The 18,195-nt window shown below is 54.4% G+C and carries 17 protein-coding genes; 4 read left to right on the top strand and 13 right to left on the bottom strand.

Annotated features, from left to right (window positions below; all coding sequences use genetic code 11):
• Positions 1 to 5: 5 nt before the first annotated feature.
• On the top strand, positions 6 to 2,921 hold the full coding sequence (locus tag AC1XYH_RS07295; protein WP_003049965.1) for a Tn3-like element IS1071 family transposase: 2,916 nt from the start codon (positions 6 to 8) through the stop codon (positions 2,919 to 2,921).
• Between the two features lie 162 nt (positions 2,922 to 3,083).
• Complete coding sequence (locus tag AC1XYH_RS07290) at positions 3,084 to 3,371, top strand: hypothetical protein (RefSeq protein ID WP_003118420.1); 288 nt, start codon at positions 3,084 to 3,086, stop codon at positions 3,369 to 3,371.
• On the opposite strand, the gene AC1XYH_RS07285 is transcribed toward AC1XYH_RS07290, so the two are convergent.
• The 9 genes from AC1XYH_RS07285 to AC1XYH_RS07245 all read right to left on the bottom strand — a co-directional run bounded on the left by AC1XYH_RS07285 (position 3,368) and on the right by AC1XYH_RS07245 (position 10,997).
• A complete protein-coding gene (locus tag AC1XYH_RS07285; RefSeq protein WP_483325964.1) occupies positions 3,368 to 3,958 on the bottom strand; it encodes a hypothetical protein in 591 nt (196 codons plus the stop codon). The two genes, AC1XYH_RS07290 and AC1XYH_RS07285, sit on opposite strands and share 4 nt — an antisense overlap.
• Positions 3,959 to 4,178: 220 nt before the next feature.
• Entirely contained in the window at positions 4,179 to 4,598 is a 420-nt protein-coding gene (locus AC1XYH_RS07280; RefSeq protein WP_483325963.1) for a SufE family protein, read from the bottom strand.
• Between the two features lie 100 nt (positions 4,599 to 4,698).
• Positions 4,699 to 5,232 carry a putative Fe-S cluster assembly protein SufT gene (gene sufT / locus AC1XYH_RS07275; protein WP_483325962.1) on the bottom strand — a complete coding sequence of 178 codons (534 nt, stop codon included), beginning with the start codon at positions 5,230 to 5,232 and terminating at the stop codon, positions 4,699 to 4,701.
• 18 nt (positions 5,233 to 5,250) lie between these two features.
• Positions 5,251 to 5,607, bottom strand: a complete 357-nt coding sequence (locus tag AC1XYH_RS07270) for a HesB/IscA family protein (RefSeq protein WP_483325961.1) — start codon at positions 5,605 to 5,607, stop codon at positions 5,251 to 5,253.
• A gap of 11 nt (positions 5,608 to 5,618) precedes the next feature.
• A complete protein-coding gene (locus AC1XYH_RS07265; RefSeq protein ID WP_483325960.1) occupies positions 5,619 to 6,860 on the bottom strand; it encodes an aminotransferase class V-fold PLP-dependent enzyme in 1,242 nt (413 codons plus the stop codon).
• Entirely contained in the window at positions 6,853 to 8,160 is a 1,308-nt protein-coding gene (gene sufD / locus AC1XYH_RS07260) for a Fe-S cluster assembly protein SufD (RefSeq protein WP_483325959.1), read from the bottom strand. The genes AC1XYH_RS07265 and sufD overlap by 8 nt, the downstream gene beginning before the upstream one ends.
• Before the next feature lie 4 nt (positions 8,161 to 8,164).
• Positions 8,165 to 8,914, bottom strand: a complete 750-nt coding sequence (gene sufC, locus AC1XYH_RS07255; RefSeq protein ID WP_483325958.1) for a Fe-S cluster assembly ATPase SufC — start codon at positions 8,912 to 8,914, stop codon at positions 8,165 to 8,167.
• Positions 8,915 to 8,971: 57 nt separating this feature from the next.
• A complete protein-coding gene (gene sufB, locus AC1XYH_RS07250; RefSeq protein ID WP_483325957.1) occupies positions 8,972 to 10,408 on the bottom strand; it encodes a Fe-S cluster assembly protein SufB in 1,437 nt (478 codons plus the stop codon).
• A gap of 106 nt (positions 10,409 to 10,514) precedes the next feature.
• Positions 10,515 to 10,997, bottom strand: coding sequence for a Fe-S cluster assembly transcription factor (locus AC1XYH_RS07245; RefSeq protein WP_483325956.1), 483 nt, complete (start codon positions 10,995 to 10,997; stop codon positions 10,515 to 10,517).
• A gap of 229 nt (positions 10,998 to 11,226) precedes the next feature.
• Between AC1XYH_RS07245 and AC1XYH_RS07240 the strand changes: the two genes are divergently transcribed.
• A complete protein-coding gene (locus tag AC1XYH_RS07240; protein WP_483325955.1) occupies positions 11,227 to 12,663 on the top strand; it encodes an aldehyde dehydrogenase family protein in 1,437 nt (478 codons plus the stop codon).
• A gap of 82 nt (positions 12,664 to 12,745) precedes the next feature.
• Here the strand turns inward: AC1XYH_RS07240 and AC1XYH_RS07235 are convergent, their stop codons facing one another.
• From AC1XYH_RS07235 to AC1XYH_RS07220, 4 genes are all read right to left on the bottom strand, one after another.
• Positions 12,746 to 14,173 (bottom strand): NAD(P)(+) transhydrogenase (Re/Si-specific) subunit beta, encoded by a 1,428-nt coding sequence (locus AC1XYH_RS07235; protein ID WP_483325954.1) that lies wholly within the window; start codon positions 14,171 to 14,173, stop codon positions 12,746 to 12,748.
• A gap of 3 nt (positions 14,174 to 14,176) precedes the next feature.
• Positions 14,177 to 14,503 (bottom strand): NAD(P) transhydrogenase subunit alpha part 2, encoded by a 327-nt coding sequence (locus tag AC1XYH_RS07230; protein ID WP_483325953.1) that lies wholly within the window; start codon positions 14,501 to 14,503, stop codon positions 14,177 to 14,179.
• Positions 14,503 to 15,636 carry an NAD(P) transhydrogenase subunit alpha gene (locus AC1XYH_RS07225; protein ID WP_483325952.1) on the bottom strand — a complete coding sequence of 378 codons (1,134 nt, stop codon included), beginning with the start codon at positions 15,634 to 15,636 and terminating at the stop codon, positions 14,503 to 14,505. Before AC1XYH_RS07225 ends, AC1XYH_RS07230 begins: the two co-directional genes overlap by 1 nt.
• A 76-nt stretch (positions 15,637 to 15,712) precedes the next feature.
• Positions 15,713 to 16,552 carry a metal-dependent hydrolase gene (locus AC1XYH_RS07220; protein WP_483325951.1) on the bottom strand — a complete coding sequence of 280 codons (840 nt, stop codon included), beginning with the start codon at positions 16,550 to 16,552 and terminating at the stop codon, positions 15,713 to 15,715.
• A gap of 188 nt (positions 16,553 to 16,740) precedes the next feature.
• On the opposite strand from AC1XYH_RS07220, the gene AC1XYH_RS07215 reads away from it, so the two are divergent.
• Positions 16,741 to 18,153, top strand: coding sequence for an alanine/glycine:cation symporter family protein (locus AC1XYH_RS07215; RefSeq protein ID WP_483325950.1), 1,413 nt, complete (start codon positions 16,741 to 16,743; stop codon positions 18,151 to 18,153).
• Positions 18,154 to 18,195: the final 42 nt, after the last annotated feature.

The raw sequence follows: 18,195 nt of genomic DNA, 5'->3' as shown, positions 1-18,195 counted from the left end.
TCACGATGCAGGGTTGGCACACAACGTTTTTGGGGATGCGTGGGCTCCCCCGCGATATCAGCGACTTCGAGATGAAGGCATTTTTCACCTTCGATGGTGCCGAGCGCGACGCAATCAATGCACGCCGAGGTGATTCCCACAAGCTTGGTCTGGCGCTCCATATTGGTTTCCTGCGCATGAGTGGGCGTTTGCTCGGTGCCTTTCGGGTAATTCCAGTAGCCTTGTGGCGCCACCTTGGCAACGAGCTTGGCATTGCAGCACCAGAAGTCGCCTCGCTGAGAGCCATGTATGAACGCGGGCGCACGCTATTCGATCACCAACAAGTAGCCTGCACGGTCCTTGGATTCCAGTGGATGAGCGAGCACCAGCGCCGCTCACTGGTACGTGAACTGCGCGACGAAGTGGCGCGCTGCGCCGACCGCGATCAGCTACTCGTGCGGGCGCGTCAATGGCTGTACAAGAACAAGCTGGTGATCGTGCACGAGCGGGCAATTCGGACACTGATTGCGGCGGCACTTGCCCAGCTTGAAGTTGAAACAGGCACCGCCATCGCCGCCAGCGTTGATCCAGCAACACTTGATCGCTGGCGAGCCTCAGTTTCAGAGCTGCGCCCAGATGGACAAACCCAGCAGAGTTGGCTATGGGCTGCACCGGCGAAACACTCAACCCGCCAAATCAGCGAGGTACTGGAGCGCATCGACCTGCTTTACACGCTGGACGTTCATAAGCACCTGGCAGACATCCCCGATCTCATCTTGCGCCGCTACGCGCGCCGACTTGTCTCCAGGCCGCCCTCAGCCGGAGCCAAGATCAAAGAGCCAGCGCGCACCGTGGAGGTCGCATGCTTTCTTCGGTATTGCCTGTTCACCACCACAGACCAGTTGATCCTTATGGTGCAGCGCCGGATCGCCGATCTGTGGCGTCAGGCTGCCGCCGATGTCCCCGCTACCGTCAATTGGGCCGCAATGTACAAAACGCTGCTCGGCGAACTTGTTGCCTTGAGCGCGCAAGGTGCGGTGCCAGATGCTGAGTTGCGTGCCCGTCTTGAAGCCTTGATCACCGAAACCCAGAAACGCAAACCACCGAGCAGGGCCTCCCTGGTCCGCGAGGGATTGATTGATGGAATTCGCCCCGTGCGGTCGTTGCTCGTCGCCATTGCAAAGCTGCCCTGGCAGGCCACCGGCGAGCATCCTGCCATCGAGTACCTTGCCAAGCTGCAAGCTTTATATCTCAAAGGATCCAGAAAGCTGCCAGTTGAAGTGGTGGCACCAAGTCTGGGAATGATCTGGCAGGTTTCGATCTCCAGCCCAGACCGGGAACGGGCGTTTCAGGCGTTGGAGGTGGCCACCCTGTTTGCCCTGCGCCGCGCGGTGCGCAATGGCTCGGTCTGGATTGAGCACAGCCTGAGCTTTCGGGGTCGTGCGCGCTTGTTCTTCACGGACGAGCGTTGGCAGGCAGAGTCCAAGAAACACTATGCCCGTCTATCGTTACCCAGCAAGGCTGCCACTTTCTTGAAGCCTTTGCTGGCCAGAGTAACTGCCGGTGTCGATGCGGTGGCCGCTGCAGCCCGCAGTGGCGTACTGCGCGTGGATGATGAACTCCATTTGTCGCCATTGCCCGCAGAGGACGAAGACCCAGAAGTGACCAAGCTGCGCGCGGCTTTGGATCACCGCATCGGTGAGGTTCAATTGCCGGAAGTGATTCTGGCCGTTGACGCCCAGGTGCGCTTTAGCTGGATCATGCTCGGACGTGAGCCGCGCTCTACCGACGAGCTGCTGATGGTCTATGCCGGCATCATGGCCCACGGCACCAGTCTGACTGCGGTCGAATGCGCGCGCATGATTCCGCAATTGTCTGCCACCAGCATTCGCCAGGCCATGCGCTGGGCGCGGGACGAACGGCGTCTGAGCCAGGCCTGCCAGGCTGTGCTGGAATTCATGCAGCGACACCCGATTGCCGCCACCTGGGGGCGGTCCGATTTGGCATCTTCTGACATGATGAGCATGGAGACCACCAAACGGGTGTGGCAAGCCCGGCTTGATCCTCGGCGCAACACACCTTCCATTGGAATCTACTCCCATGTAAAAGACCGGTGGGGCATCTTCCATGCGCAGCCCTTTGTGCTCAATGAGCGCCAGGCGGGCGTGGCCATTGAAGGTGTCATCCGCCAAGAAAAGCTGGAGACCAGCCAGCTTGCTGTGGATACCCATGGCTACACCGACTTTGCCATGTCACATGCCCGTTTGCTTGGTTTTGATCTTTGCCCGCGGTTGAAGGAACTCAAACAGCGCCACCTCTTTGTGCCACGCGGCACCAAAGTGCCCGCAGAAATCGCTGCGGTGTGCGAAGCCAATGTCGACGTCGCTTTGATCGAAAAGCATTGGGATAGTCTGGTGCACCTGGCAGCCTCGGTCATGAGCGGACATGCCAGTGCGGTGGCAGCTCTTGCGCGGTTCGGTTCTGCCGCCCAGGGCGATCCAATCTATGAGGCTGGCGTGCAATTGGGGCGGTTGCTGCGTACGGCGTTTTTGGCTGACTACTTTGTCAAGGACGCTTTCAGGAACGAGTTGCGCCGGGTGCTCAATCGGGGCGAGGCTGTTAACGCCCTCAAGCGCGCCATTTATACCGGCCGGATCAGCCCGGCGCAGGCCAAACGTGTCGATGAAATGCAGGCTGTGGCCGATGCGTTGAGCCTGATGGCCAACATCGTGATGGCGTGGAATACCTCACAGATGCAGGCGGTCCTGGATCGCTGGTCGAACCGCCGCCAGGTCATTCCACCGGAACTGATCGGGAAGATTGCGCCCACCAGGCTGGAGAGCATCAACTTGCGGGGTGTGTTTCGCTTCCCGGTTGACCGCTATGCTGACCAAATCCTGCCTTCGCGGCCAAATGCATCGATAACTGGCACCAATGGATGAAACCGACCACGGTTTGACGCCACGAATCGCAGATTTGAAAGTGAACAGGAAAGTCAATGAAATCAACGATCTACCAACACCACCTCCGCGCCAGTGCTAGCTTTTCGTACCGTCACTTATTGCACTGAAAACGAGGAGACCCCACAACGGCGCACCGAGGAGTTGGGTCGGCGCCTGGTTGAGCAGGAGGCGGCCGTCAAGCAACTCAACGCCTCGAACGAACAGTTGGAGGCCAAGGCCAACGAACTGCTCACGGCAAAGCAACAGCTGGAACTGGCGCTGACCGCAGCCAAGTCATCCGTCACGGCGCAAGAGCAGGTCGTGGTCAGCATGCTGGAGCGTTTCAGCGCTACGGTGCCCAGTCCTGATGCGTCCGCGAAAGACCCTGTTGAAGGGGCAGAAAAAATGACACAGAGGAATGATAAAAACCCAACTGTGACAGGGACTTAAGCCTGTTTCTGCGGTTTTTTACATGAATCCCTGCCGACCCTCATGCCGGTCAATGGATCGAGGGTGGCGAGCAGAGCCAACTGTCTACGTTGAAAGCGGCTGCGATATGCAAAAACAAAAGCAAACAAACTCGCCAACAAATAGGTGACCACAAAAGACATCATCTGATAATGACTTTCAAAAATGTCCCCCGGCTGCTGCCAACCATAGATACAGGTGGCAACCAGGGTCGTCAGCGTAGCGGCCAGGCTTTGCACAGGGGGCACTACAAAGAAATTGAATAACACCAGGCAGTAAAGCCAGAACAGACCATTGATGCCTAATTTGATAGTGACGAGAAAACCGCCGAGAGAATAAATAACTGCGAGAAACTGGCCGGGGCGAACCGTATTGCCAGTTCGCCAAGCATAGAACACCGCGAACGAGGTGCCGAGCACCAGAAAGGTATCAGTAAAACCGACTATCCAATTCTGTTGATGGAGGCGATACACAGCATAGGGTGTTACTCCGAAAACGGAGCAGATGCCCACCAACGTCACTATCGATAGCTGGAAGTCGTTTCTCAGTCTTCCCCATAAACCGGACATCACGCGTTACCTTGGATAACTTATTGTTATTGTAGTTTCTATCTACAAAGTAGCGACGCGTTGAACAACACCTTAAACGCGACACCAATCCATCAACGCCTTTGTATCACGGAGGTGACCCCGAACGAAACGCGTCAAACAGTAACCATTGATTCGAGGAAAGACAACAGACTAATAGCAAAGTGACACTTATGCCGTGTTACGCAGCGAATATGTCGTATCAGCTGGCAGCGGCCGTGCCCTGAATGCGGGTGACCATGGCGCGAAGTCCATTGCCACGGGTTACGCTTAGGTGTTTTAGCAGGTTAAGTTCAGCGAAATAGGCCTCTACATCAAAGTCTGAGACTTCCTGCGGCGTTTTTGCGTTATACGCAGCTAGCACAACCGCCAGCAGGCCCTTGACGATGAAGGCGTCGCTATCAGCCTCAAAGAAGAGTTTGCCGTCACGCGCATCACTCACCAGCCAGACCTGGCTTTGGCAGCCGCGTACCAGGTTGTCTTCGGTACGGCGCGCCTCATCCAGCGGCGGCAGCTCTTTACCCAAATCGATGATGTATTTGTAACGATCTTCCCAGTTGTCGAAAAAAGACAGGGTATCGACTATATCGTCGCTGGTAATCTCGGTGCCAAATCGGCTCATGTGCAAGGGCCCTAGGGATCAGTTTGTCTAAATTGGTGAATCAACAGCGGCAATCAGCTCGCGTCAACGGGCGGATTACCGATTACTTGCCCGCGAGAGGCTAAAAAAACATGCCTGTTTCAAGCTGAGCTTCTTCACTCATCATCTCGCGCTGCCAGGGTGGATCGAATACGAGTTCAACCTGGACGATTTCCACGTTAGGAACCCGGCGCACGCGATACTCAACATCACCCACCAAAACGGGGCCCATGCCGCAACCCGGCGCAGTCAGCGTCATAGTGATGGTGACTGTGTGCTCAGATTGAGAAATTGCCAGCGAATAGATCAGGCCAAGGTTGACCAGGTCGACCGGAATCTCTGGGTCGTAAACGGTTTTCAAAGCCTCCCAGACCTGCTCTTCATTGATCTGGTCATCTGTGGGTTCCGGGAATGACAGCAGCTCAGGCTCTAGGCCCAACGCAGCGGCATCGGTTCCATCAACACGCACCATTTGCCCGTTATAGGTCACCGTGTAATTGCCACCCAGTGCCTGAGTGATGGTGACAAAAGTGTCTTTCGGGATGGTCAGCGGAGTGCCATCGGGCACCCGCCGCGCAGGACAATCAGCCTGCGCTACTACCATACGTCTTTCCATACTGATCAGCGCCCTGCCCTAGTTAACACTGAAGCTTTCACCACAACCGCACTCGTCTTTGACGTTCGGGTTAATGAACCTGATTTGCTGATTAACGCCTTCACGCACCAGATCAATCTGAGTGCCGGAAAGGACTTGCAAGCTACTGCTATCGATCAGCAACTCGACCTGCTCATCCAGCTGATAATGCAGATCACTGGCGCCCGCTTTCTCAACCAGGTCAATGGCATACATAAAACCAGTACAACCGCTTTTTTTGACACTCAGCCGCACTGACTTACCCTGCTCACTGCTCAGCTGGCGACGAAAATGCGCCAACGCTGACGGGCTTACTGTAACTACCTGACTGCTTGGGTCAAAAGATTCAACACTCATTTCATGCACTCCTAAACCAGGAATTGCCTTGCTTTGTCCAACGCTTCAAACAGCCGATCAACGTCTGCTCGAGTATTGTAAAAACTAAAACTCGCGCGCACCGTACCAGAGATACCAAACTGCTCCATGATAGGTTGTGCGCAGTGATTGCCGGTGCGCACCGCAACACCCTGCTGGTCCAGCAACAGACCCACATCGTTAGGGTGGGCGCCCTCCAACAGAAAGCTCATGACACTGGTCTTTTGTTGAGCAGTGCCGACAATACGAATGCCAGGCGTTGCCTTGGCGCGCTCTTCGGCATAGCTCAATAACGCTGCTTCATGCACAGCTGCGCCGGCACGATCCATACTTTGCAAGTAGTCTACCGCCGCGCCAAGACCAATAACCCCTGCGATATCTGGCGTGCCGGCTTCAAACTTATAAGGCAACTGGTTGAAGGTAGTACCTGCAAAGCTGACTGACTCAATCATCTCGCCACCGCCTTGGTAAGGCGGCATAGCGTCCAACAGCGATTCTTTGCCGTAAAGCACGCCTAACCCAGTCGGGCCGAACAGCTTGTGCGAGGAAAAGACGTAAAAGTCACAATCCAAAGCCTGCACATCAACCGCCCAGTGGCCCACTGCTTGAGCACCGTCAATCAGCGCGAGAGCACCAACCGCGTGGGCCATACGAACCACATCCTGAACCGGGTTAATGGTTCCGAGCGCATTGGAAACATGACCACAAGCGACTAAGCGAACCCGTTCATCCAACATGGCGGCAAAAGCATCCAGGTCAATCGAGCCATCTTCCAATACCGGTACCGGTTCAACCGATGCGCCCTTCTCTTCAGCAATCAGCTGCCACGGCACAATATTGGAGTGATGCTCCATCGCAGACACTAAAATGCGATCGCCGGCCTTCAGATTACTCCGACCCCAGCTGCTCGCCACCAGATTAATACCTTCGGTGGTGCCGCGCGTCCAGATGACCTGTCGCGCTTGAGGTGCGTTGATGAAGTCAGCAACCTTCACACGCGCACCTTCAAATTTCTCAGTAGCGCGATCAGCTAGCGCGTGAGCGCCTCGATGCACGTTGCTATTGTCGTGCTCGTAGTAGTCAACGATGGCTTGAATTACCGCACGCGGCTTCTGCGTGGTCGCTGCATTATCCAGATAAACCAGCGGATGACCGTTCACTTCCTGATTAAGAATCGGAAAGTCGGCGCGCACACGCTCTGCGTCAAAGGTGACGGGGTTGATCTGCTCACTCATAACTAAGATGCCCTACCCGCTCACTGGCTTGACCAAATAAGGACGACAGTCGCGGGCGCAGGTAATCCTGGATCGCCTGTTCCGGGACTTGATTGAGCAGTTCATTAATAAAGCCAAAGCTCAACATAGTAGTTGCGTCAGCGGCGGAGATACCCCGGCTTTGGAGATAATAAAGGGAAGTCTCGTCCAGCTGTGAAATGGTCGCACCGTGGGCGCAACGTACGTCATCAGCGTAGATTTCCAGCTCGGGCTTGGTATTGATCTCGGCAGTACGTGAGGTCAACAGGTTTTTGTTGCTCAGCTCGGCCAGCGTCTTCTGTGCCTTGGGGTGAATATGGATTCGCCCGTTAAACACTGCCTTGGCTGAGTCACCAATGATGCCGCGAAACACTTCATTGCTGGTGCAATTTGGCACGCAATGCTCAACATTGGTGTGGTAATCGATAACCTGCTTGTTACGCGGCAGATACACCCCATTCAGCTCCATGTGGGCACCTTCGCCACGCATGTTGAGCTGATAGTCGATACGCTTCAGTCGACTGCCCTGGGCCAGGGTGAAGCCATGAAAGCGCGCATCACGGTGCAGGTCGACGTGCACGCCGCCCACATGCAGCAGATTCTCTTCTTCCAGGTTGATACGGTAATGCTGCAGACGAGCATTGGCGCCAATCACGACTTCAGTGAGGCTATTGACGAAGCCGTTCTGCTCCCGTGCATCCGAGGCAAAGTGCTCAATCACTTCAGCTTCGCTGCCTTCCTCCAACACCACCAATAAACGTTGGCTGGCCACCGCAGACTCTGCTTCTGGCGTAGCAACATTGAGAATATAAAGAGGCTTGTCGAGCTTCTTGTTGCGCGGTACATAAACCAGAATACCGTCTTCAACCCATGCGTTGCTCAAAGCAGCGAAGAGGTGCCGTTCGCTATCTACAACCTTGCCAAGATGCTGCTGAATCAGTGGCTGCTGCTCCGCGTTAGCATCAGAGAAACGCACGACTCCAGCCGGCAGTGCACTAGAGCGCGCCGCATTGAAACGACCATTGACGAAGACTAGACAGGTCGCATCCAACTCAACCTGCTCAACCGAATCAACGGCGCTGTCATCCGCGTCGGTGCCCCAACGTAAATTACTCTGCTGTTGCAAAGGCGCGAGCGAAATGTACTTCCACGCTTCAGTCTTGCGACCAGGCCAGCTGGCAGCTGACCAATTGGCCGCGCCCTGCTCACGTAACGGTTGCAACCAGGTCGCAGCCTGTTGCTTGTTTGCCAGTTGCAATGCGCTTTGTTGAAAATCTGTCATGTGTTCAGGCAACCTCGTTTTCCAACCAGCCGTAGCCTTTGGCTTCCAGCTCGAGTGCCAGGCTCTTGTCGCCGGACTTGACGATGCGGCCACCGGCCAGCACGTGAACATAATCAGGAATAATGTAATCCAGCAGGCGCTGATAGTGAGTTACTACCAGGAAGCTGCGGTTACCATCGCGCATAGCGTTGACACCATTCGCGACGATTTGCAGGGCATCGATATCCAGACCAGAATCGGTTTCATCGAGGATGCACAGGTCAGGTTCGAGCAACATCATCTGCATGATCTCGTTGCGCTTCTTCTCACCACCGGAGAAGCCTTCATTAACGCCCCGCTTGAGAAAGCTGGCATCCAAATCAACGCGCTTGCAAGTCTCACGTGCCAACTTGAGGAAGTCTACTGAAGACAAGTCAGGCTGAGCATGGTGTTTGCGCTTGGCATCGACTGCTGCCTTAAGGAACTCCATGTTGCTCACACCGGGGATTTCTACCGGATACTGAAAGGCCAGAAATAGACCCTCACGGGCACGCTCTTCGGTGCCCATCTCCAGCAAATCCTGACCTTTGAAGGTCACGCTGCCAGCGGTGGCTTCGTAGCCAGGACGACCAGAAAGAATATTGCCCAAGGTACTTTTACCGGAGCCGTTCGGCCCCATAATGGCGTGAACTTCACCCGGCTTCACGTCAATCGATAGGCCTTTCAGGATATCTTTCTCTTCAACTTTGCCGTACAAATCACTGATATTTAACATATTAATATCCAATAAATTACTTTAGCTGTTTGCGCTACTCGGTTGCTTGCGCAAGCTTTAACCTACTGAGCCTTCTAGGCTGACCTCAAGCAGCTTGCCGGCCTCAACCGCAAACTCCATGGGCAATTCCTTGAACACTTCTCGGCAGAACCCGTTGACGATCATCGACACTGCTTTTTCAGCATCTAGGCCGCGCTGCTGGCACAGAAATAACTGATCATCGCTGACTTTCGAGGTAGTGGCTTCGTGCTCAATGACCGCGCTGGGGTTCTTGCTTTCGATATAAGGGAAGGTGTGTGCGCCACAACGATCACCGATCAGCAGCGAATCACACTGGGTAAAGTTACGCGCGCCTTCAGCACCCGGGTTCATACGCACCAGTCCACGATAGGAGCTATTACTGCGGCCAGCGGAAATGCCCTTAGCGATGATGGTAGACCGAGTATTTTTACCCAGATGAATCATCTTGGTGCCGGTGTCAGCCTGCTGAAAGTTATTGGTTAACGCGACCGAATAAAACTCGCCGACGCTGTTATCGCCTTTCAGTATGCAACTAGGGTATTTCCAGGTTACCGCAGAGCCGGTTTCGACTTGCGTCCAGGATATTTTGGCATTCGTATGCGCAATACCGCGCTTGGTAACGAAGTTGTAGATGCCGCCCTTGCCTTCCGCGTTACCTGGATACCAGTTCTGTACCGTGGAGTACTTGATCTGGGCATCATCCAGCGCGACCAACTCTACTACCGCAGCGTGCAGCTGGTTTTCATCGCGCATGGGCGCGGTACAGCCTTCCAGATAGCTGACATAAGAGCCTTCATCAGCAACGATCAAGGTGCGTTCAAACTGCCCGGTGTTCATCTCGTTGATGCGGAAATAGGTAGACAGCTCCATTGGGCAACGTACGCCCTTGGGAATGTAGACAAAGGAACCATCAGAGAACACGGCCGAGTTGAGCGCGGCGTAGTAGTTGTCTTTCTGCGGCACCACACTACCGAGGTACTTTTTCAGCAGCTCGGGATACTTGTGTACCGCTTCGCTGATCGGGCAAAAAATGACGCCTGCCTCAAACAACTTCGCGCGGAAGGTGGTGACAACCGAGACAGAGTCGAAGACGGCATCAACCGCAACGCCAGCGAGCATTTCCTGCTCGTGCAAAGGGATGCCGAGCTTCGCGTAAGTAGCGAGCAGCTCGGGGTCGACTTCATCGAGGCTTTGCGGCTTGCTGTCCATGCTCTTGGGCGCGGAGTAGAAAGACACCGCCTGGAAATCGATTTCCGGGTAATGCACATGAGCCCAGGTAGGTTCTTCCATTTCCTGCCAGGCGCGGAAGGCTTTCAGACGCCATTCCAGCAACCACTCGGGCTCTTCCTTCTTGGCGGAGATAAAGCGGACCACATCTTCGTCGAGACCTGGTGGCAGCGTCTCTGACTCGATGGCGGAATGGAATCCAGCCGCGTAATCCTTCTTGATCAGGCTTTCGACTTGTTCAGTCACGGTATCACCTCAATCCTGCCGCCCCGGTTAATCGGGCAGCCACTTTCATATTCAGGCATTGCACTACCTGGCCGGTAATGCATCGATGGAAGGCTCTACGGCCTCTTTAGATAATGCGTTCCAGTTCGTTTACCGTCTGGCGTGCAGAAACGGAGCAACTGTCTTGGCGCGTTCTGATACGCTGAATGTCTTCACGGGAGACCAGGTCCGCCAGCGTGATATCACTCAAAAACTGATGCAGTCGGGCACTTAGATCCGACCACAGATGATGGGTAAGGCAAACTTCGCCATGTTGGCAGTCGCCTTTGCCCAAACAGCGCGTTGCGTCCATTGAGTCGTTAACCGCCTCAACAATCTGCGCTACGCTGATGGCTGCGGGTCCACCAGACAATCGATAACCGCCGCCGGGGCCCCGAACACTCTCAACCAGCTTACTGCGCCTGAGCTTGGCAAACAGCTGCTCCAGATAGGAAATGGAAACACCTTGGCGTAATGATATATCTGCCAAAGTAATAGGTCCTTGGTCTTCGTGCAGTGCCAAGTCCAGCATGGCTGTCACTGCGTAACGACCCTTGGTGGTCAGTCGCATAAGCGCTCTCAAGCGGTTGAAATCTGAGTGCAACTATGCAATATCCAAGCAAAACAGTCAAGTATTCGGCCCGCCCTACCGAGCGCATTATAAAGGGGAGATGGAACTGTCGGAAGCCATATGGCGTCGTAACATTTACATTGATTCAACACAAAACCATTCAAGCATTGACAGAGACAGTGCTAAGGTTTGAAGGTTTTGCACACCCATAAAAAGGAGCCACATCAGAATGAGCCATCACAAGCAGTTCTATATCAATGGTAAGTGGGTCGAGCCCAAGGGCGACAACACGCTGGACGTGATCAACCCCGCCACCGAAGAAGCCGTTGCGACCATCGCATTGGGCAACAAAGAAGACGTTGATTTGGCTGTCGCTGCCGCCAGAAGCGCTTTTGAGTCCTATTCCAGTACTAGCCGTGAAGAGCGCATTGCACTGATCGAGCGTGTTATGAGCGTTTTCCAGCGGCGCATGGGCGAAGTTGCAGAAGCTATCTCTATCGAAATGGGCGCGCCGGCCAAATTATCCAAAGTTGCTCAAGCACCTTCTGGACTTGGCCATTTCGCCGCCGCCCTAGACGCTCTGAAAGAATTTGAATTCGAAGAGCAGATTGGTAACACCTTGGTCGTTAAAGAGCCCATCGGCGTATGCGGCCTGATTACCCCTTGGAACTGGCCGATCAACCAGCTGACGTGCAAAATCGCACCTGCGCTGGCTACCGGCTGCACCATGGTACTGAAGCCGTCCGAAGTCGCTCCGCTGTCCGCTTTGCTGCTAGCCGAAATACTCGACGAAGCTGGCGTTCCTGCTGGCGTATTCAACCTGGTTAACGGCGATGGCCCCACCGTCGGCGCGGCCATGTCTGCCCATCCGGATATCGACATGATGTCGTTCACTGGCTCCACTGGCGCGGGTCGTCAGGTGATGCAAAACGGTGCACAGACTATCAAGCGCGTCGCGCTGGAGTTGGGCGGTAAGTCGGCCAATATTCTGCTGGACGATGTCAATTTCGAGAAAATGGTTGCTCACGGTGTCATGTCTTGCATGAACAACAGCGGTCAATCCTGCAACGCGCCGACTCGTATGCTGGTGCCAAACAGCCGTATGGACGAAGTAGCCGCCATCGCCAAAGCCGTCGCCGCCAAGGTAAAGCCGGGCGATCCGAATGCTGAAGATACTGTCATCGGTCCAGTCGTCTCCAAAGCGCAGTGGAACAAGATTCAGGATCTGATCAGCGCCGGTGTTGAAGAAGGCGCCAAGGTAGTTGCTGGCGGTCCAGGCCGACCAGAAGGCTTGGACAAAGGTTATTACATCAAACCTACGGTATTCAGCCACGTAAACAATGAGATGAGCATTGCGCGCGAAGAAATCTTCGGGCCTGTGCTGTCTATTATTGGTTACGAAAACGAAGATGATGCGGTGCGCATTGCTAACGACACCAACTTCGGTCTATCCGGCTATGTGTCATCCGGCGATCTGGATCGTGCCCGTAAAATTGCTCGTCGCATCCGTACCGGCATGGTTCACCTCAATGGCGCAGCGCTAGACAACAAAGCCCCTTTTGGTGGCTACAAAGAGTCTGGCAACGGTCGCGAGTGGGGCCATTACGGCTTTGAGGACTTTCTCGAAGTTAAGTCTATCTTCGGCTACAACCCGAAGCAGGCCTGAGCTTTAGCGTAGCTATAAGCCAGACATAAAAAAACCCCGGCATACGCCGGGGTTTTTCTTGGCTTGAAGCTTACCGCTGGGCTTAACCCAGCGACTTGATCGCTTCAATCATCTGCACCATTACCTTCTGCGCATCGCCATACACCATCGAGGTGTTTTCTTCGAAGAACAGCTCATTCTCTACACCAGAATAACCTTTACCCTGGCCGCGCTTGACTACATAGGCCTGACGCGCCTGATCCACGTTCAGAATCGGCATGCCGTAGATAGGGCTAGACTTACGGGTACGCGCCGCGGGGTTAACCACGTCGTTGGCACCCAGTACGATGGCAACATCGGCCTGCGGGAAGTCTTCGTTGATGTCTTCCAGGTCATAGATGATGTCGTAAGGCACGCCGGCTTCAGCCAGCAGTACGTTCATGTGACCAGGCATACGCCCAGCTACCGGGTGAATCGCAAAACTCACCTCGACGCCCTGCTTCTGCAGCAGCTTCACAAACTCGTACAGCTTGTGCTGCGCCTGCGCTACGGCCAGACCGTAACCCGGCACGATGATTACCTTGCTGGCGTAATACATGGCAATGGCCGCGTCAGACGCGTCCGCTGCTTTCATGCTGCCGCTGATTTCGCTGTCATCGCTATCATCACCGCCACCGAAGTCACTGAAGATGATGTTGCTGACATTGCGGTTCATCGCTTTGGCCATCATTAGCGTCAGCAGCGTACCTGCAGAGCCCACTACAGTACCGGCGATAATCATCGCGGGGTTCTGCAGCACAAAACCTTCAAAGGCTACAGCAAGGCCTGTAAATGCGTTGTACAGCGAGATAACCACCGGCATATCAGCGCCGCCAATGGGCGTAGTGAGCATCACACCCAGAACCAGAGCAACAATGAAGAACAACGCAATCACAAATACCGGCGCTTGAACCACATCCATCAAACCCATAACTACCAGCGCAGCACCCATTGCGAGCGCAGCACAGAACAGCCCCAAGTTAACGTATTGCTGATTAGGCAAACGCCAGGTCTTGTTCATTCGGCCATCAAGTTTGGCCCAGGCAATCAGCGATCCTGACAGTGCAACTGCACCAATCAAACCACCCAGCACTGCTAGTAGCGTCACTACCGGCCCGTGTGCCAGTGCGTTGCCCGAGAACAGCTCAGTCGCGGCAATCGCAGCAGCAGCACCGCCACCCATACCGTTATACAAGGCAACCATCTGTGGCATATCGGTCATCGCAACGCGCTTACCGCTGTACCAAGCCCAAGACACACCAAGCCCCAGTGCAATTACCAGGAGCAGTAGGTTCATGCCCAGATGAGGCTGCGCCCGCGGGCTGACATCAAAGCCATACAAGAAAGCCGCGGCAACAGCCAAGACCATACCACCGCCAGCAATAACAATACCGGAGCGTGCAGTAACCGGACTGGCCATCCGCTTGAGACCAAACAAAAACAGAAAAGCAGCGATAAAGTAGGCCGCATCAATCAAAAAAGCGCTGAACATGGCTTACTCCTTATCTTCCGTGGATGGCGCAACTTTGGTGCTGGGCTTGAACATCTCCAGCATGCGCTCGGTGACCACGTAACCACCCGCCGCGTTACCCGCGCCCAGCAGTACCCCAAAAAATCCGATTACCTGTTCCAGTGTGGAACCCGCATTAAGCAGCGCCCACATCGCACCAACCACCACAATACCGTGGATGAAATTGGAGCCTGACATCAACGGCGTGTGCAGAATGGCTGGCACTCGGCCGATAATTTCATAACCAGCGAAGGCCGCCAGCAAAAAAATATAGAGGGCTACAAACCCGGTAATGGTTGTAGTGATTTCCATTAGAGAGCTCCTTCTGACTGGTTCTCGACTGCTTCACGGGCAGCATCATTGCGGATCTCACCCTCGTGGGTGAGCACGCTCTTGGCCAACACTTCGTCTTCCCAGTCCAGCTTCAACTCGCCGTCTTGGACCATCAAGGTGACCAAGGCAAGCAGGTTGCGCGAGTACAGTTCAGATGCGTGTTCAGCCAGATGGCTGGTGATATTTAGCGGCGCGATAATCGATACCGGACCCACTTCAATCGTTTCGCCTGGCTTGGTCAGCGGCGTATTACCGCCGCCTTCGGCTGCCAGATCGATAATGACCGCGCCGTCCTTCATGCCCATAATCTGAGCTTCAGTAAGGATCTTGGGGCTGGGCTTACCGGGAATAGAAGCTGTCGTGATAACCGCATCAGCTTGTTGAACATGACGAGTCAGTACAGCTTCAACCTGCTGTTTCTCTTCGTCAGTCAGCTCACGGGCATAACCGCCTTCGCCTACCGCGTTAACCCCGGTATCAACGAACTTGCCACCGACCGACTGAACCTGCTCTTTTACTTCAGGGCGCACGTCGTAACCTTCAATCATGGCACCCAGGCGTTTGGCAGTCGCCAGCGCTTGAAGACCGGCTACGCCGGCACCCATAACCAGAATACGCGCGGGGCGTAATGAGCCAACGGCGGTCGTCATCATTGGCAAAATACGGTTCAGCTGAGTTGCTGCTAGCAACGCAGCATAGTAGCCAGCCAGAGCGGCCTGCGAGGACAGAGCGTCCATCGCCTGCGCACGAGTGATGCGCGGAATCAGCTCCATGGCAAAGCAGGTAATGTTGCGTTCCTGCAAAGCCTTAACTACCGCAGGTTCGCGCTGCGCATAGATAAAGCTGCACAGCACAGCACCTTCCGGCATTTGCGCGATGTCTTCGAGGCTAGGCGGTTGAACCCGGAAGATCAACTTGGCACCCTCGACAGAACCCAGACTGACGCCTGCATCGGTATAGGCACTGTCGGGGATCCGCGCTGCCTTACCAGCACCGGACTCCATGGTAATTTCCAGTCCCAGCTTCTGCAGCTTGGCAGCTACAGAAGGCACGAGCGCAACACGCTTCTCGTGTTCCTTGGTTTCTTTGGGCACATATAAAGGAAGGGGCATATTGACTCCTTATCGACAAAATGGCGCACATGATAGCCTAGGTTTTACACATAATGCGACAAATTACCCTGGTGTCTCAGGCAGCCACTCCCGTCTCAGCCACAGCAAATTCCTTCTGATACTCGCGCATCAGCTGTTGATTATCATGCTGCCATGGATGGAAATCTTCGCGGTAAAAATCGCGGTAAGCCCCAAAAAGGCTGGAAAAAAAGCCTCCCTTGCCCCACAACCAGCCTAGGCCCTGGCGCCACATGCGTAGATTGGTCAACTCCCCGTCGCGGCGTAGCATGTGCCACATGCCAAGCGTCACATCCTTAAGGAAAAAGAAAGTGGATTGCCGCATCGCGGCGCGCAACATTTTACGATCACCACAGACCTTCATATAAACATCGAAAGCGACTGCTTTATGCTCGGTCTCTTCCAGTGCATGCCAGCGCCAAATACGCTGCATCGGCTCAATCGCACCATCGAACCAGCTTCGTTCGCGCAATATTGAGTCAGCCAAAATGGCAGTGAAATGTTCCATGGCGACCGTGCCAGCTAACTGCCGCTCCGGGCTGAAATGCTTTTGCACATAGCGAATCCGTTTCTTGACGGGTTGCATGAGTTTTTCCACGTCATAGCCAAGATCACTAAGCCGCTGGTTGTATTCAATGTGCTCGCGACTATGATGCCCTTCCTGGCCAATAAACCCTTTAATCAGAGCGAGCTGTTCGGGGTCGTCAATTTCAGGTCGATAGTGGCGTACCGAATCAATAAAGAACCGCTCGCCATCCGGAAACAGAATGGACATCGAGTTAAAAAAATGGCTCTTAAACGGGTCATTGGCGTGCCAATGACGCGGCAATTGATCTGGCAGGGAAAAATCGATACGTCGGGGCTGGATCGTCAGGCCTTCCGGCTGTTGTGTATTCATGTGTCACCTCGTACTAATCTGCTTTCATTATTGTTGGGGAGCAACGAGATTCATCAACTTTCTATCCTCTGCTCAGCGCAGCGGAAACACAAGTCTGTTTCATTTCGCTTACGGCTGGCACAATCGCTGCGAACATCTACTGTTACTAAACATTTCCGCAGTAGCCATTTATACTTGGGGGGTCCGCGATGGATGCAGTAATCGGCTTTTTGAACACGGTTTTCTGGGGCTACGTACTGATTTACGGCCTTCTCGCTGTCGGTATTTTCTTCACCATTAGATTGGGCTTTCTGCAGTTTCTGCACTTTGGCGAGATGGTTCGCTCTATTCTGGGATCAAGAAAAAGTGACAAAGCGGGCATTTCGCCCTTCCAGGCCTTATGTACCAGTTTGGCCTCCAGGGTAGGGACCGGAAACCTCGCTGGGGTGGCAGTAGCCCTTTATCTTGGCGGTGCTGGCGCGATTTTCTGGATGTGGATGGTGGCGTTGGTGGGCATGGCGACAGCCTACTCTGAGAGCAGTCTCGCTCAGCTGTATAAGGTGCGTGACGGCGAAGGCCAATACCGCGGCGGGCCAGCGTTTTATATCTCCAAGGGGCTCAAGGCACCCTGGGCCGGCAGTATCTTCTCGGTCTGCCTAATTATTTCGTTCGGTCTTGTATTCAACGCGGTACAAGCCAACTCGATTGCTGACGCGATGGAAGGTGCTTTCGGCTTCTCCAAGCTGGCGGTTGGTATCGTAATTGCGATATTGGCTGGTGTAGTGATTTTCGGTGGATTACGTTCCATCGCCCGCTTCGCCGAGATCATCGTGCCCTTTATGGCTGCCGCTTACGTATTAATGGCGTTGTATGTGTTAGCGATGAACATCAGCGAAGTGCCCGGCGTGATCGCATTGATCTTTAAAAGCGCCTTTGGCCTGGAGGAAGCTGCTGGCGGTGTTGCCGGCTCGGTTACCGCGGCTATGCTCAACGGCATCAAGCGAGGTCTGTTTTCCAACGAAGCCGGCATGGGCTCGGCTCCTAACGTCGCGGCAACAGCCACCCCTGCACCGCATCACCCTTCGTCACAAGGCTTCGTGCAGGCCATGGGCGTGTTTATTGATACGCTGGTGATCTGTACCGCCACGGCAATAATGATTTTGCTCTCCGGCGTACTAGAGCCCGGTAACGGCGTCACCGGCACTCAGTTGACGCAACTGGCAATGGAAGCCCATATCGGCGTTGCCGGTAAGTATTTCATTGCCGTCGCCATTCTATTCTTCGCCTTCACCTCCATCGTCGCCAATTACTCCTATGCAGAGAACGCCATGATATTCCTGGGGATAGGTAACAAAGCAGGCATGCTGACATTACGTTGCGCAGCATTAGGCATGGTTGTATGGGGCGCATATCAGGCTGTCGGCACTGTATTCAACGCTGCCGATGCGTCTATGGGACTGATGGCGACGATCAACCTGATCGCAATTCTGATGCTATCGGGGACGGTGGTGAAGCTAACCAAAGACTATATGGCACAGCGCAAAGCCGGTGAAGAACCCACTTTCAAAGCGGCCGACTATCCTGAACTGAAAGAGAAAATCAGCTCAGATATCTGGTACTAAGATGAAAAAAGGCCAGCACCCCTGATTCGGGTACTGGCCTTT

The organism is Pseudomonas sp. GW-45 (assembly GCF_056896675.1).
Note: the sequence above shows the minus strand (reverse complement) of the source record. Positions and strands in the feature narration are given on the sequence as shown.

Excerpts from the sequence above, each read along its gene's own strand:
- AC1XYH_RS07235 (WP_483325954.1), bottom strand. The coding sequence starts at position 14,173 with ATGTTCAGCGCTTTTTTGATTGATGCGGCCTACTTTATCGCTGCTTTT.
- AC1XYH_RS07270 (WP_483325961.1), bottom strand. The coding sequence starts at position 5,607 with ATGAGTGTTGAATCTTTTGACCCAAGCAGTCAGGTAGTTACAGTAAGC.
- AC1XYH_RS07230 (WP_483325953.1), bottom strand. The coding sequence starts at position 14,503 with ATGGAAATCACTACAACCATTACCGGGTTTGTAGCCCTCTATATTTTT.
- sufD (WP_483325959.1), bottom strand. The coding sequence starts at position 8,160 with ATGACAGATTTTCAACAAAGCGCATTGCAACTGGCAAACAAGCAACAG.
- sufT (WP_483325962.1), bottom strand. The coding sequence starts at position 5,232 with ATGGAAAGACGTATGGTAGTAGCGCAGGCTGATTGTCCTGCGCGGCGG.
- AC1XYH_RS07215 (WP_483325950.1), top strand. The coding sequence starts at position 16,741 with ATGGATGCAGTAATCGGCTTTTTGAACACGGTTTTCTGGGGCTACGTA.
- AC1XYH_RS07240 (WP_483325955.1), top strand. The coding sequence starts at position 11,227 with ATGAGCCATCACAAGCAGTTCTATATCAATGGTAAGTGGGTCGAGCCC.
- AC1XYH_RS07295 (WP_003049965.1), top strand. The coding sequence starts at position 6 with ATGCAGGGTTGGCACACAACGTTTTTGGGGATGCGTGGGCTCCCCCGC.
- AC1XYH_RS07245 (WP_483325956.1), bottom strand. The coding sequence starts at position 10,997 with ATGCGACTGACCACCAAGGGTCGTTACGCAGTGACAGCCATGCTGGAC.
- AC1XYH_RS07285 (WP_483325964.1), bottom strand. The coding sequence starts at position 3,958 with ATGTCCGGTTTATGGGGAAGACTGAGAAACGACTTCCAGCTATCGATA.
- AC1XYH_RS07225 (WP_483325952.1), bottom strand. The coding sequence starts at position 15,636 with ATGCCCCTTCCTTTATATGTGCCCAAAGAAACCAAGGAACACGAGAAG.
- AC1XYH_RS07265 (WP_483325960.1), bottom strand. The coding sequence starts at position 6,860 with ATGAGTGAGCAGATCAACCCCGTCACCTTTGACGCAGAGCGTGTGCGC.
- AC1XYH_RS07280 (WP_483325963.1), bottom strand. The coding sequence starts at position 4,598 with ATGAGCCGATTTGGCACCGAGATTACCAGCGACGATATAGTCGATACC.
- sufC (WP_483325958.1), bottom strand. The coding sequence starts at position 8,914 with ATGTTAAATATCAGTGATTTGTACGGCAAAGTTGAAGAGAAAGATATC.
- AC1XYH_RS07220 (WP_483325951.1), bottom strand. The coding sequence starts at position 16,552 with ATGAATACACAACAGCCGGAAGGCCTGACGATCCAGCCCCGACGTATC.